The sequence below is a fragment of the Aquaspirillum sp. LM1 genome (assembly GCF_002002905.1).
Lineage (GTDB): Bacteria > Pseudomonadota > Gammaproteobacteria > Burkholderiales > Aquaspirillaceae > Rivihabitans.
Genome location: NZ_CP019509.1, coordinates 723,087 through 736,756 on the forward strand (window position 1 = coordinate 723,087; position 13,670 = coordinate 736,756).

Sequence of the window (13,670 nt, forward strand, 5' to 3'; positions counted from 1 at the left end):
CAAGCAGGATACCGCGAGACCGCGGTAGAGCGGTTTGCATTCCATTCAAGGAGAGGCAATGGCAGGGTTTGGCCTGACCGGGCTGGAAGCCCGGGGGATTATCCGTGACGGCCTGTGGCGGCAGAATGCCGGGCTGGTGCAGCTGCTGGGCTTGTGTCCGGTGCTGGCGGTCAGCAGCAGTGTGGTCAATGGGGTCAGCCTGGGGCTGGCCACCGCGCTGGTTACCGGTTTGTCCGGGGCGCTGATTGCCAGTTTGCGCCATTGGGTGCCCGATGAGTTGCGCAATCCGGTGTTCATCTTGCTGATTGCCGCGCTGGTGACGCTGGTGGAGCTGCTGATGCGCGCCGGCCTGCCCGAGCTGTACGCGGTGCTGGGGATTTTCATTCCGCTGATTACCACCAACTGCATTGTGCTGGCGCGGGCCGAGGCGTTTGCCTCGCGCAATCCCGTTGCCCACGCTGCGCTGGATGGGGTGATGATGGGCCTGGGGCTGACTGCCGTGCTGGCGGTGCTGGGCGGCTTGCGCGAGCTGCTTGGGCGCGGCACATTATTGTCCGGGCTGGAGCTGGTGCTGGGTGAGCCGGCGCGCGACTGGGTGATTCACCTGGTTCCGGCGTCGGCACATTACCAGTTTTTGCTGGCGCTGTTGCCGCCGGGGGCGTTTCTGGGGCTGGCGCTGCTGGTGGCAGCCAAACAGTGGTGGGAGGCGCGGCCACAGACGCAGCCCGCTGCCGCTGCCCCCCTGGCCGGAGAACAGCCATGAATGCCGACAAGCGCCAACAGATTTACGCCCGGCTGGCCCAGGCCATTACGCAGCCCACCACCGAGCTGGAGTATCACTCGCCATTTGAATTGCTGACTGCTGTGCTGCTGTCGGCGCAGGCCACCGACGTGGGGGTGAACAAGGCCACCCGCAAGCTGTTTCCGGTGGCCAACACCCCGGCGGCGATCCACGCTCTTGGAATTGACGGCCTGGAGCCTTATATCAAGACCATTGGCCTGTACCGCAGCAAGGCACGCCATCTGATTGAAACCTGTCGCCTGCTGCTGGAACAGCACGGCGGCGAAGTGCCGGCAGACCGCGCCGCGCTGGAAGCCTTGCCCGGCGTGGGGCGCAAAACCGCCAATGTGGTTCTGAACACCGCGTTTGGTCAGCCGACCATTGCCGTCGATACGCATATTTTCCGGGTGGCCAACCGCACCCGGCTGGCCAGTGGGGCCACGGTGCGCGAGGTGGAAGACCGGCTGGTCAAGTGGACGCCGCCGGCCTACCGGATGGACGCCCACCATTTATTGATTTTGCATGGCCGCTATGTGTGCAAGGCGCGCAAGCCGCTGTGCGAAGCCTGTGTGATTGCCGATTTGTGCGAGTATCCTGAGCGCACTTGCCGGCAGCCTCCCGGCAACCCGCTGCAGCCAGCCTGAGCCGCTGGCTGAACAGAAAGGACCCAACGTGTCATCTTCCTATGCCCGCCCATTGTTGATCTCGCTGGCGCTGATGGCCAGCCTGAGCGGCTGCGACCGTGTGCAGCAGGTTCGCGACTATTTCAGCAAGCCGCAGGGCAATGCCCCGCTGGTGCAGCCTGGCCAGGGCAACCAGATTGGCATGCTGCTGCCCGATTTTACCCAGTTGGTGGAGCGCGAAGGCCCGGCGGTGGTCAATATCAGCGCCAACCGGATGGAAGCCGAAGAAAACTCGCCGTTTCCGTTCCCGATTCCGGAAGACGACCCGTTCTTCGAGTTCTTCAAACGCTTTGTGCCACCCAATGGTCAGCAGCAACCCCAGGTCCCGCGTGAGCGGGAAAGCGTGTCGTATGGCTCCGGGTTCATTATTTCTGCTGACGGTTTTTTGCTGACCAACGCCCATGTGGTGGCCGGGGCCACCCAGGTGCAGGTCAAGCTTAACGACAAGCGCGAGTTCAAGGCGCGGCTGATTGGCGTGGACAAGCGCACCGACGTGGCCGTGCTGAAAATCGACGCCAGCGACCTGCCCACGGTGAAGATTGGCACGCCGGCTGCGCTGAAGGTGGGCGAATGGGTGGCGGCAATTGGCGCGCCATTTGGCTTTGATAACTCGGTCACCGCCGGGATTGTCTCGGCCAAGGGGCGCAGCCTGCCTGACGAAAACTATGTGCCTTTCATCCAGACCGACGTGGCGATCAACCCCGGCAATTCCGGTGGCCCGCTGTTCAACCTGCGCGGCGAAGTGGTCGGGATCAACTCGCAAATCTACAGCCGTTCGGGCGGGTTTATGGGCATTTCGTTTGCCATTCCCATCGACATCGCCATCGGCGTGGCCGAGCAGCTGAAAACCAAGGGCAAGGTCAGCCGTGGCCAGCTGGGCGTGCATATCCAGGAGCTGTCGCAGGAGCTGGCACGCTCGTTTGGCCGCCCGAATGCCGAGGGTGCGCTGATCGTCAATATCGAGCCCAATAGCGCGGCGGCCAAGGCCGGGGTGCAGGTGGGCGACATTGTGCTGGCGTTTGACGGGCGCAAGGTGGAAAGCTCGAAAGACCTGCCCATGCTGGTGGGCGCGCGTGCGCCGGGCAGCAAGGCCAAGCTGACGCTGTGGCGCAAGGGCGAAGAAAAAGTGGTGGAAGTGGTGCTCAGCGAGCTGGCCAGCACCGAGCGCGCTGCCAGCGAAAAAGCCCAGCCGCAAGCTGCCCCCAAAATGAAATACGACAAAATCGGCCTGGCCTTGAGCGAGCTCAGCCGGGAACAGCGCGCCGAAGCCGGGCTGAACGCCGGCCTGCTGGTGGAAAACGCCAGCGGCCTGGCGGCCAAGGCCGGGCTGATCCACGGCGACGTGATTCTGGCGGTGAACCAGACTCCGGTGCTCAGCCTGAAAGCGTTTGCCGAGCTGGTGCAGGGCAATGACACCGTGGCCCTGCTGGTGCGCCGCGCCGACAGCACCCTGTTCTTGCCGCTGCGCCTGCGCGAATAAGCCGCGCCCGCAGCCGTGCGTTTTGTGTGCACGGGGTGAATACTTTCAATCACACCCACCCCGTGCATGGCCAGTTGTCCGACTCCCTCTGCAAAGGAAAAACCATGAGTTTTCAAACCACTGATTTGTGCGATGCACATAGCGACCACCTGCGCGTGGTGGCTCCGATGTTCAAACGCTTTGGCGGCCATGCCCAATTTTCTGGCCAAGTGGTGACGCTGAAACTGTTTGAAGATAATTCCCTTGTGCGCGACACCCTGGCCCAGCCGGGCGAGGGCCGCGTGCTGGTGGTTGATGGCGGCGGCTCGCTGCGCTGCGCGCTGGTGGGCGACCAGATTGCCGAACTGGCCGTGAAAAACCAGTGGGCCGGCATTGTGGTGTATGGCTGCATCCGTGATTCGGTGGCGATCAACGCCCTGCCGATTGGCGTGCGCGCGCTGGATACGCATCCGCTGAAGTCGATCAAGAAGGGCGTGGGTGACGTGGAGATTCCAGTGACGTTTGGCGGGGTGACCTTTACCCCTGGCGACTGGCTGTACGCCGATGAAGACGGCGTGATCGTCAGCGCCCAGGCGCTGGTGTGACGCATTGCGTCAGCCGCGTGCGCTGACGCACCCCCCAGGGCACGTTGTGTGGTGTGGTTTGGATTGCGCGCGCCCTGGCTGGCGCGCCGCGCTCAGCCAGCCAGCATTTCTTTCGCATGCCGCCGGGTGGTGGGGGTAATCTGCTCACCACCCAGCATGCGGGCAATCTCTTCCACCCGCTCCTTGCTGTTCAATGGCCGAATGCGGCTGACCACGCTGCCGGTTTCACCCTCGCCCGATTTGGCCACCTGCCACTGCACATCGCCCCGCGCTGCCACTTGCGGCAGATGGGTGATGCACAACACCTGGTAGCGGTCGCCCAGCCGTTTCAGCAGTTTGCCCACCACTTCGGCCACCCGGCCACCAATGCCAACGTCCACTTCGTCAAAAATCAGCGTGGGCACCGCAGCCACCTCGCTGGTGACCACTTGCAAGGCCAGGCTGATGCGCGACAGCTCGCCCCCGGAGGCCACCTTGGCCAGCGGACGCAGCGGGGTGCCGGCGTTGGCGGCAACGTGGTATTCCACGCTTTCCGCGCCATAGGCATTGGGTTGCTCCAGCGTGGTCAGCACAATATCAAACTGGCTGCCCTCCATGGCCAAGCAATGCATTTCTGCGCTGATGCGGGTGGCCAGTTCGCTGGCGGCCTGCTGGCGGCGTGCGCTCAGCTGGCTGGCAATCTGGCGCAGGCTAAGCAGGGCGTCGGCCTCACGGGCAATCAGCGCGTCCATGTCGGCCACATCGTCCAGCGCGGCCAGCTGCTGCTGCCAGTCGGCCAGCCGCTGTGGCAGATCTTCCGGGCGCAGGCGGAACTTGCGGGCGGCGGCGTGCAGGGTGTCGATGCGCTTTTCCACCTGAGCCAGTTCTTGCGGATTTTGCTCAACGTCTTCCACGTAGTCACGCAGCGCATACAGGGTTTCGCGCAGCTCGGCGTCTACTGAATCCAGTAATGCGGTAATCGGGGCCAGCCGGTTGTCCATGGCGCACAGCCGGGTCAGCCGGCCTTGCAGCTGCGCCAGCGCGGAAATCAGGTTGCCATCGTCGTCGGACAGGGCATTCAGGGCAATCTGTGCTTCGCTTTGCAGTTCGGCGGCATTGGCCAGGCGCTGGTGCTGCTGGCCCAGGGTGTCCCATTCGCCGGCTTGCAGGTTCAGGTCGCTCAGTTCGCTGATTTGCCAGGTCAGCCGCTCGCGCTCCAGCGCGTAGGCGGCGGCGTGTTGTTCGGCGTCCAGTCGGGCCTGGCGTGCGCTGTGCCAGTCAGCGTGCTGCTGGCGCACCTGGCTGACCAGCGCCTCGGCCTGGGCGTAGGCGTCGAGCAGGTCACGCTGGGTGTCGGTCTTGACCAGCGATTGATGGGCGTGCTGGCCGTGGATGTCAATCAGCCATTCGCCAGCGGTTTTCAGCTGGGCCAGGGTGGCGGCGTGGCCGTTGACAAAGCAGCGCGAGCGGCCATTGGCGTCGAGCATGCGCCGCACCAGCAATTCGCCGCTGTCGTCGGCCAGCGCCTGTTCGCCCAGCCAGTTGCCCAGCGCCGGCACCCGGCTGAGGTCAAAGCGCGCCGACAGCTCGGCGCGGTCGCGCCCGCTGCGCACCAGGCTGCCATCACCACGCCCGCCCAGCAGCAGCGACAGGGCATCGATAATAATGGATTTCCCTGCCCCGGTTTCACCGGTCAGCACGGTAAACCCGGCGGCAAAATCCAGCTCCAGGGTATCAACAATGACAAAATCACGGATGGCAAGGGACAGCAGCATAAGCGGGGTTCCGGTGGCAGCAGAAGGTCAGAGCAGGCGTTCGCCCCAGTGCAGTTTGTGGCGCAACATATCGTAGTAGTTGTAGCCAACCGGGTGCAGGATGCGCAGCGGGTTGCGGTAGCGGCGAATCACCACCCGGTCCATTTCCAGCAGGTCGCAGTGTGACTGGCCGTCAAAATGCACCCGGCTGTCGCTGCCCCGGGTGAGCATGAACTCGACCACGCTGCTGTCGTTGACGGCAATCGGGCGATTGGACAGCGATTGCGGGCAAATCGGCACCAGGGTGATGGCGGGAATGGTGGGATGCAAAATTGGCCCACCTGCCGCCAGTGAGTAGGCGGTGGAGCCGGTGGGGGTGGACACAATCAGCCCGTCGGAACGCTGGCTGTAGACAAACTGGTTGTCGATGAAAATTTCAAATTCAATCATCGAGCCAGTGGCACCACGGCTGAACACCACATCGTTGAACGCCAGCGTACGGGTGACTTCGGCGTCTTCGCGCATCACCGTGGCGTTAAGCAGGATGCGGTCTTCCGGCACAAACTCACCATGCAGGATGGCTTCGATGGTGCTGAACATTTCGTGCAGCGGCACATCGGTCATGAAGCCCAGCCGGCCCTGATTGATGCCGACCATCGGCACTTTGTACGGGGCCAGTAGCCGGGCGACCGACAGCATGGTGCCGTCGCCTCCGAGCACAATGGCCAGGTCGGCCAGTTTGCCCAGGTCGGCACGGTCTACCAGCGGATAGCGGCCTGCATCGGCGTGGCTGACGCTGTCGCGATCGACCAGGACGGTAATGTGCCGTTCGGCCAGAAAGTCAGCCAGCGAGATCAGCGAGGCGACAACCTGGGGTTTGCTGTGACGGGCGACCAGCGCCACGCGCTTGAACAAGGAATCCATGGGGCGAATTAAAACATTTGCCGGGGGGCGCGCCAAGTGGCTTGCATGGCTTAAGTTGACATCCTCCCCGACCAAAAAGCCGGGGTCTGCTGCGCACTGGGTCAAATCTTGCGCAGTTTGGTCGATTGGTGTGGCGTCAGACAGCACAAAGCCCCCAAAACGGGGGCTTTGTGCGCAGCTGAACGGGTCAGTTGTTCATGAAGTCTGGCAGACGCGCCATCCCCGGATTGCTCGGCGCGCTGTTGGTCAGCAACGGCGACGGGGTATTGGCTGCCGGCTCGGCCAGCAGGTCTTCCATGTCCAGCACCAGCACCACCGAACCATCACCCGACAGCGTGGCACCAGCCACACCGCGCGGACGAATGTTCTGCAGCGGCTTGATCACCACGTCATCACGGCCAACAAAGGCGTCGATGGCCAGAATGAACGCACGCTCTGCCGACTGCATCAGCACGCCAAACTGGGTTTCCTGGGTGGGCTGCCAGCCCAGCAGGTCGGCCAGCGAGCGCACCGGCAGGATTTCGTCGCGCACCACGATGGTGGGACGGCCAGAGACTTCCTGGATGCTGTCGTGCTCGATCGGGATGATTTCGCGCACCATCGCCAGCGGCACGGCAAACGGCTGGTTGCACACCTTGACCACCAGCACCGGCAGGATGGCCAGGGTCAGCGGCAGCGAGATGCTGATGCGAGTGCCTTCGCCCACTTCCGAGGTGATGTCGATGCGGCCATTGAGCTTCTGGATGTTGGTACGCACCACATCCATGCCAACGCCACGACCGGACACATTGGAAATCTGGTCCTTGGTGGAGAAACCCGGCAGGAAAATCAGCTGCAGCGCCTGCTTGTCGTCCAGGCTGTTGGCGGTTTCCAGGTCGATCAGGCCCTTTTCGACAGCCTTGCGCCGCAGGGTTTCTGCACGCATGCCCTTACCGTCATCGGTAATTTCGATCAGGATATGGTCACCCACCTGCTGGGCCGACAGTTCAATCACACTTTGCGGCTTCTTGCCGCTGGCAATCCGTTCGTCCGGGGTTTCCACGCCGTGGTCAACCGCGTTGCGCACCAGATGCACCAGCGGGTCGTTGAGGTCCTCGATCATGGTCTTGTCGAGTTCGGTTTCTTCCCCGATGATGACCAGTTCGACTTCCTTGCCCAGCTGGCGGGCCAGGTCGCGCGCCAGGCGCGGGTATTTCTGGAACAGCCGGCCAATTGGCTGCATCCGGGTTTTCATCACCGCGTTTTGCAGGTCGCCCACCAGCAGGTCGAGCTGGCTGACGGCTTCGTCCAGCGAGCGCAGGGTGTTGGTGTCGCGATTACCCTGCAGGATTTCGGTGCGCAGTGTGGTCAGGCGGTTTTTGGTCAGGCCGATTTCACCCGACAGGTTCAGCACCTGATCCAGACGCTGGGTGTCGATGCGGATGGTGTTTTCCTGCTGCACCGGGGCCATGGCGGTGGGCTTGCTGGGCTGACGGACCGGGGCGGGCGGCGGTGCCACAACGGCCGGCGGCTGGCTGGGCGCAGCGGCAACCGGTTTGGCCACCACGGGAGCCGCTGCCGGGGCCGGCGCGCTGGTCACGGCCTGAGCGGGCACCACCACGGCGTGATACAGGCTTTGCCAGTCTGGTGCTCCAGCAGGGCTTGCTGCCGGGGCTGGAGCCGGAGCCGCAGCAGGAGTCGGTGCGGCCACTGGCGGTGGGGGCGGGGGCGGGCTGAGCTGCACCACGGTAATTGGCTGATCTGCTTTCAGCGCCCGATCAAGCGCTTCCAGCAGCATCGGGTCGGCACCTTCCGGCATGCGGCCCTGACGCAGCACGTCAAACATGTCACGCACCACGCCGGTTGCTTCCAGAATGATGTCCATGACTTCCGGGTTGAGCTGGATTTCACTGTTGCGCAACTTGTCGAACAGGTTTTCTGTTCGGTGGCACAGATTCACCAGCGGGCTGACATTCAGAAAGCCTGCCCCACCCTTGATGGTGTGAAAGCCCCGGAAAATGTCATGCAGCATGTTCTTGTCGTCTGGGCGTCGCTCCAGTTCGACCAGCTTGTTGTCTACGTCGGACAAGAGCTCGGAAGACTCGGTCAAAAAGTCCTGTAGCAGCTCGTCCATTCCGCCGAATTCACTCATCTTAATCCTCTGTCTTTTGATGCGGGCGAGCGGGGCTTAAAAACCCAGGCTTTCCAGCAAGTCGTCAACCTGTTGCTGACTGGTCACTACGTCGGTGCGCCCTTCTGCCTTGACCACCGGGCCATTGAGCAGGGTCGTGTCTTTGGATTCCACTTTCTTGTCGGAGAATTCCATCAGGAAAGCCAGCAGTTCGCTTTCCATGTGTTGCACCATCTCGACGACTTTCTTGATCACCTGTCCGGTCAGATCCTGGAAATCCTGTGCCATGATGATTTCCATCAACTGCGTGCGGGTGGCCTGGGTGTGCGTTGGCACCGAAGCCAGATAGTCGCGGGTGTGTTGCGACAAGAGCTTGAATTCGTCTACCGACAACTGGCCGGCGTACAGCTTGTCCCAGCCCACCGACAGCGCCACCGCACCTTTTTCCATGGTGTCCTGGTGCGGACCGGCATGGTCGGTGGCGTTGAGCGCGCGCATGGCCGCGTTTTCGGTCAGCGAGGCAATATAGGCCAGCCGGTCTTTGGCATCCGGGATGGTGGACGCCGCGCGTTCCAGCGACTTGTCGTAACCGAGTTCGTGCAATGCATCGTGCAGCTTGCGCGTCATCTGCCCGACACGGGTATACATTTCCAGCACCTGGGGATCCGGCTTGGGGATCTCGGGCAGGGGCGGAGGCGGATTATCCGGCTCAGGCGGATGAGCTGCCGCCAGGCTGTCAAACAGGGCTTGTAACTCGTCGGAATCGCCATTGTCGCCGTAGGGCTTGGCGGTGACCGGCGGGGTTTCCAGCGAAGCGGTGCGTGCGACACTTTCAAACAGGGCTTCCAGCTCTGGCGAATCGCCAGCATCACTGCCAATCGGCGCTACCGGGGGGGGCGGCGGTGTTTTGGCTGTATGGGCTGCGTTTTCAAACAACGCTTCCAGCTCCGGCGAATCGCCACTTTCCAGAACGTGGTCAGACACGTGGATTCTCCCGCTGCGATTACTTGCTGTGATTCACGAAGATTTTGGACAGCTTTTCTTCCAGGGTTGCCGCCGTGAAAGGTTTCACGATGTAGCCCGATGCACCGGCAGAGGCTGCTTCAATGATGTTTTCACGCTTGGCTTCCGCAGTAATCATCAGGAAGGGCAAGTGTTTGAGGTTGTTGTCGGCGCGTACGGCTTTCAGCAGTTCGATGCCGGTCATGTTCGGCATGTTCCAGTCCGACACGACGAATTCAAAATGGGAGGTGCGCAACTTGTGCAAGGCGGCCTGGCCGTCTTCAGCTTCGTCCACATTGGTGAAACCAAGCTCCTTGAGCAAGTTGCGGAGGATGCGGCGCATCGTGGAGAAGTCGTCCACGATCAAGAACCGGGTATTTTTGTCTGCTTCTACCATGCTTGTAGATGTCCTGAGGAACCGATGTTGTTAAGTTGAAAGCCGTGATTCTAAATCAGCTCACATGGAATTATCGTTGCAAAAATGGCAGCATGGTCTCTGCCAGAAGTGCCGGCTCGAATTTGGCGACATAGGCGTCCACTCCGACACTGGTGCCCATCGCCCGGTTGGCATTGGACGACAGGGAAGAATGCATGACGACCGGGATGTCGGCAAAACGGGGGTCGTTCTTGATCAGCCGGGTCAGCACATAGCCGTCCATTTCCGGCATTTCGGCGTCCACCAGAATCAGCTTGAGGGTGTCGTGCAGACTGTCGTTGTCGCCCCACGGGCGATTGGCGAACGCCTGCAGGCGGTCCCAGGCTTCACGGCCATTATTGGCCTGATGGTACTTCACGCCCATTTTATCAAGAACACCGGTGATTTCCTTGCGTGCCACCACGGAATCATCGCAGAAGAAGATGAACTGGTCAGCATCCAGATTGGCTTTGGGAATGTCCGGGATGCGGGTTTCGCCAATCACGCTGGCCAGAATCTGTTCCACGTCGAGAATCGACACCAGTTTGCCGTCTTCCAGCTCGGTGACGGCAGTGATCATGGCCTGCTGACTGGCGGACACCATGTTTTCCGGCGCACGCACCTTGTCCCAGTCCACCCGGATGATCCGGTCCACTTCCCCAACCAGAAAGGCCTGGGTGCTTTTGTTGAACTCGGTGACGATCATCGAGGCATAGGTATTGTCCGGCTTGCTGCGCCCGATGAACTTGTCCAGCGCAATCACCGGGATAATGTTGCCGCGCAACGAGATCACCCCCTGTACGCCCATCGGCATATTGGGGGTTTTGGTGATCTCGGGGGTCTGTGAAACTTCACGGACCTTGAACACGTTGATCCCGAAGATCTCGCGGGTTCCCAGCGTAAACAGCAGGATCTCCATTTTGTTGGAGCCGGCCAGCTTGGTGCGGGCATCAATGTTGGCAAGTAGCGAAGCGTCGGAAGAGGTCATCTCTAAACCTATTTTCAGGTAAAGGGGTATCGGGCGCCCCGGATCAGTTGTCCAGCTTGAGCAACTGGCGAATCTTCTGTGCGAGTTTGTGCGGTTCAAATTTCGACACATACTCGTCCACGCCGACCGACTGCCCCAGTTTCTGGTTGGAGTGTCCGGACAGCGAGGAATGCATCAGCACCGGAATGCCGGCAAAGCGGGCGTCGGTCTTGATCATCTTGGTGAGGATATAGCCGTCCATTTCCGGCATTTCCACATCGGTCAGCACCAGGTGCAGCATTTCGTTCAGCGGACGGTGGGCGCTTTCCGCCTGCACCGCCAGCCGTTGCAGTTCTTCCCAGGCCTGGCGACCGTTGATCGCACCGGCATGACGGATGCCCATGGCGTCCAGCGTGCGTTCGATCTGCTTGCGTGCCACGGCGGAGTCGTCGGCGTAGAACACCATGCGTGGGACCGACACCGGCTCGATGTTGACGAACTGGTAGGAGTCGTCGATCTGGGTGGTTTCCGCCAGCACTTTTTCCACGTCGATCATCATCACCAGCGTCTGGTCGTTCAGTTCGGTCACTGCCGTGACCAGACCCCCCATCCGGTTGGAGATCATTTCCGGCGGTACCCGCATCAGCGACCAGTCCAGGCGCAGGATGGTGTCCACCGCTTCCACCAGAAAGCCCTGAGTGTGGCCGTTGTATTCGGTCACGATCATGATTTCCGGTTTGGTTTCGGTGATGATTCCGGTGTATTTGGCCAGGTCGATGACCGGGACCAGTTGTCCGCGCAAGCTGACCATACCTTCAACTGAGGCTGTCATTTCCGGGGCCGCCGTGATTTCCGGGGTGCGCATGACTTCACGCACCTTGAACACGTTGATCCCGAAAGTCTCGCGGCGACCGGTGCGTTGGTCTGTGCCCAGCGAGAACAGCAATATCTCAAGCTTGTTGGTGCCGGCGAGCTTGGTTCGCGCATCAATTTTTTTCAGAAGTTCAGACACAGTCTGCTCCGCAAGACGCTGTTTTGTGTAACTGTATCGGACATGTCGCCACTTTCTTGACTGTTGGCACCCTTGGTGGGCGCGCACCGGACAAGTCAGGGGCAGTCTGATACGATTTTCCGTTCATTGTAATCAAAAAAGCGTGCTAAACGTCATAAATAAATATGCGATCTCATGATACCCCAGCGGACCCTCCGCAAACTGCCGGATTGGAACACGCCTTCGACCGCTTTACCCAGGTTTCCGGTCAACTGATCGACGCTTATCTGGCGATTCAGCAACAGGTGTCCCATCTTTCTGAACAACTGGCCTTGGCCAATGAGCAACTTTCGCGCCGGGTGGCCGAAAACACTGCATTATTAGGGCGTTTATCCCTTTTACTCAACATGCTTCCGGCAGGCGTGATCGAAATCGACGCCAGCGAGCAGGTGATCCGCCAGAATCCGGCGGCCACCCAGTTGCTGGACGACGATCTGACCGGCCAGCCATGGCAAGTGTGTGCCGCACGCTTTTCCAGTCACCATCCGGACGATGAGCATACTACGTATCGCCAGCCAGGCGGTGAACTTCGCCAGGTGCTGATCCAGCGCCAGGCACTGCCAGACAACGGTGGGGCCATTATCCTGGTGCAAGATGTCAGTCGTGCGCTGGAGATGCAGCAGCAACTGGCCCAGCAGGAGCGCTTTGTCTCCATGGGCCGGATGGCGGCATCCCTGGCGCATCAGCTGCGCACGCCACTGGCTACCGCCATGCTGTACACCTCACACCTGAACCGACCGGCACTCGATGAAGCCGACCGGCTGAAATTTGCCGGCAAGGCCCTGACCCGCCTGCGGGCGCTGGAAGGCCTGGTGGGCGATATGCTCGGGTTTGTCCGGGGCCATGTGCAGGCGCGCGAATGGGTGGCACTGCCCCGCTTGCTGGCTGACGCCGAGCAGATATTTGCCCCACAGGCCCAGGCACGAGACATCGCCCTGGACTGGCCAGGTGAGCCGCCACAGCTTGAATTGTACAGCGACAGCAAGGCCTTGTTGGGGGCGATTGTCAATCTGCTGGAAAACGCCCTGGTTTTTTCGCCGCCCAACGGCAGGATCCGGCTGAGCCTGATGCGTAACGACACGGTATTGCAGCTAAGTGTACAAGATGATGGCCCCGGTGTGGCAGCCGACGTGGCGCAACGCATTTTTGATCCTTTCTTTACCACCCGCGCCGATGGCACCGGTTTGGGGTTGGCCATTGCCCGTGGTGTAGCGGAAGCCTCTGCTGGCGAATTAACCCTGCAACCGTCGTTGCGCGGGGCCTGTTTCCGCCTGCAATTGCCTTATCGACCGATTGTTCACACGACTGGCTGAGAGAAAATATCCCAACATCCACGATATTGACATGAAAAAAAATTGAGAGAATTCTATACTGTCGGCATGTCCGTGCTATGCATCCAGAATGCCTGTTCTGGCACGGCGGCGCGCCAGCCCAACTTCCAGTCAGTGGCGGCGTGAGTCTCCATAACATAACTGATTGAAAGTGTTGGATAAACGTGCCATCAGCAAGAATAGGTCCGATCAGCATCCTTCTGGTGGATGACTCGGTATGTCATCTCCAGACCACTGGCTTTGCCCTGCGCCGCGCGGGCTATCTGGTGCGCGAAGCCTGTCATGCCCAGGCGGCCCGAGCGGATCTGGACCGCAACGGGCCGCCTGCGGTGTGTGTGATTGATCACATCATGGCGGGTACCGACGGTGTCCAGCTGATTCAGCAGTTGCGCAAACGCCGGGACACCCGGCAGGTGCCCATGGTGCTGATGTCTACTGCGCCTGCCCTGCATATCCGCGACATGGCGCAGAAAGCCGGTGCTCAGGCCTGGCTGGCCAAGCCGTTTGCGCCCGAGCAACTGCTGGCCATTCTCAGCATCGTATTAAGTCGTTAACCCCGTGGCGATGCCGTCACGGGGCTCCACCCCGCCGGCATCGTCTCATTTGCGC

The 13,670-nt window shown here is 61.1% G+C and carries 13 protein-coding genes; 6 read left to right on the forward strand and 7 right to left on the reverse strand.

Translation table 11 applies throughout. The features are described 5' to 3' along the window. Positions 1-58 precede the first annotated feature (58 nt). From BXU06_RS03215 to rraA, 4 genes are all read left to right on the forward strand, one after another. Positions 59-763, forward strand: coding sequence for an electron transport complex subunit E (locus BXU06_RS03215; protein ID WP_077296769.1), 705 nt, complete (start codon positions 59-61; stop codon positions 761-763). After that, positions 760-1,425 (forward strand): endonuclease III, encoded by a 666-nt coding sequence (gene nth, locus BXU06_RS03220; protein WP_077296771.1) that lies wholly within the window; start codon positions 760-762, stop codon positions 1,423-1,425. The genes BXU06_RS03215 and nth overlap by 4 nt, the downstream gene beginning before the upstream one ends. Positions 1,426-1,498: 73 nt before the next feature. Next, entirely contained in the window at positions 1,499-2,944 is a 1,446-nt protein-coding gene (locus tag BXU06_RS03225; protein ID WP_077302622.1) for a DegQ family serine endoprotease, read from the forward strand. Between the two features lie 104 nt (positions 2,945-3,048). After that, positions 3,049-3,528 (forward strand): ribonuclease E activity regulator RraA, encoded by a 480-nt coding sequence (gene rraA / locus BXU06_RS03230; RefSeq protein WP_077296774.1) that lies wholly within the window; start codon positions 3,049-3,051, stop codon positions 3,526-3,528. Between the two features lie 92 nt (positions 3,529-3,620). Here rraA and recN read toward each other — a convergent pair whose 3' ends face one another. The 7 genes from recN to BXU06_RS03265 form a co-directional block, all read right to left on the reverse strand. Next, complete coding sequence (gene recN / locus BXU06_RS03235; protein WP_077296776.1) at positions 3,621-5,282, reverse strand: DNA repair protein RecN; 1,662 nt, start codon at positions 5,280-5,282, stop codon at positions 3,621-3,623. Between the two features lie 27 nt (positions 5,283-5,309). Then, positions 5,310-6,185, reverse strand: coding sequence for an NAD kinase (locus BXU06_RS03240; RefSeq protein ID WP_077296778.1), 876 nt, complete (start codon positions 6,183-6,185; stop codon positions 5,310-5,312). 187 nt (positions 6,186-6,372) lie between these two features. Next, on the reverse strand, positions 6,373-8,316 hold the full coding sequence (locus BXU06_RS03245; protein WP_077296780.1) for a chemotaxis protein CheA: 1,944 nt from the start codon (positions 8,314-8,316) through the stop codon (positions 6,373-6,375). Between the two features lie 36 nt (positions 8,317-8,352). After that, a complete protein-coding gene (gene cheZ / locus BXU06_RS03250) occupies positions 8,353-9,279 on the reverse strand; it encodes a protein phosphatase CheZ (protein WP_077296782.1) in 927 nt (308 codons plus the stop codon). Between the two features lie 19 nt (positions 9,280-9,298). After that, positions 9,299-9,694 carry a chemotaxis response regulator CheY gene (gene cheY, locus BXU06_RS03255; RefSeq protein ID WP_077296784.1) on the reverse strand — a complete coding sequence of 132 codons (396 nt, stop codon included), beginning with the start codon at positions 9,692-9,694 and terminating at the stop codon, positions 9,299-9,301. Positions 9,695-9,764: 70 nt separating this feature from the next. Next, a complete protein-coding gene (locus BXU06_RS03260) occupies positions 9,765-10,700 on the reverse strand; it encodes a chemotaxis protein (RefSeq protein WP_077296786.1) in 936 nt (311 codons plus the stop codon). Positions 10,701-10,743: 43 nt separating this feature from the next. Continuing rightward, a complete protein-coding gene (locus BXU06_RS03265) occupies positions 10,744-11,691 on the reverse strand; it encodes a chemotaxis protein (protein ID WP_077296788.1) in 948 nt (315 codons plus the stop codon). Between the two features lie 209 nt (positions 11,692-11,900). On the opposite strand from BXU06_RS03265, the gene BXU06_RS03270 reads away from it, so the two are divergent. Further along, positions 11,901-13,043, forward strand: a complete 1,143-nt coding sequence (locus BXU06_RS03270) for a PAS domain-containing sensor histidine kinase (protein ID WP_171982097.1) — start codon at positions 11,901-11,903, stop codon at positions 13,041-13,043. Positions 13,044-13,264: 221 nt separating this feature from the next. Next, positions 13,265-13,615, forward strand: coding sequence for a response regulator (locus BXU06_RS03275; protein ID WP_171982098.1), 351 nt, complete (start codon positions 13,265-13,267; stop codon positions 13,613-13,615). Positions 13,616-13,670 lie beyond the last annotated feature (55 nt).

Excerpts from the sequence above, each read along its gene's own strand:
- BXU06_RS03240 (WP_077296778.1), bottom strand. The coding sequence starts at position 6,185 with ATGGATTCCTTGTTCAAGCGCGTGGCGCTGGTCGCCCGTCACAGCAAA.
- rraA (WP_077296774.1), top strand. The coding sequence starts at position 3,049 with ATGAGTTTTCAAACCACTGATTTGTGCGATGCACATAGCGACCACCTG.
- BXU06_RS03225 (WP_077302622.1), top strand. The coding sequence starts at position 1,499 with ATGGCCAGCCTGAGCGGCTGCGACCGTGTGCAGCAGGTTCGCGACTAT.
- BXU06_RS03215 (WP_077296769.1), top strand. The coding sequence starts at position 59 with ATGGCAGGGTTTGGCCTGACCGGGCTGGAAGCCCGGGGGATTATCCGT.
- BXU06_RS03260 (WP_077296786.1), bottom strand. The coding sequence starts at position 10,700 with ATGACCTCTTCCGACGCTTCGCTACTTGCCAACATTGATGCCCGCACC.
- nth (WP_077296771.1), top strand. The coding sequence starts at position 760 with ATGAATGCCGACAAGCGCCAACAGATTTACGCCCGGCTGGCCCAGGCC.
- cheY (WP_077296784.1), bottom strand. The coding sequence starts at position 9,694 with ATGGTAGAAGCAGACAAAAATACCCGGTTCTTGATCGTGGACGACTTC.
- recN (WP_077296776.1), bottom strand. The coding sequence starts at position 5,282 with ATGCTGCTGTCCCTTGCCATCCGTGATTTTGTCATTGTTGATACCCTG.
- BXU06_RS03245 (WP_077296780.1), bottom strand. The coding sequence starts at position 8,316 with ATGAGTGAATTCGGCGGAATGGACGAGCTGCTACAGGACTTTTTGACC.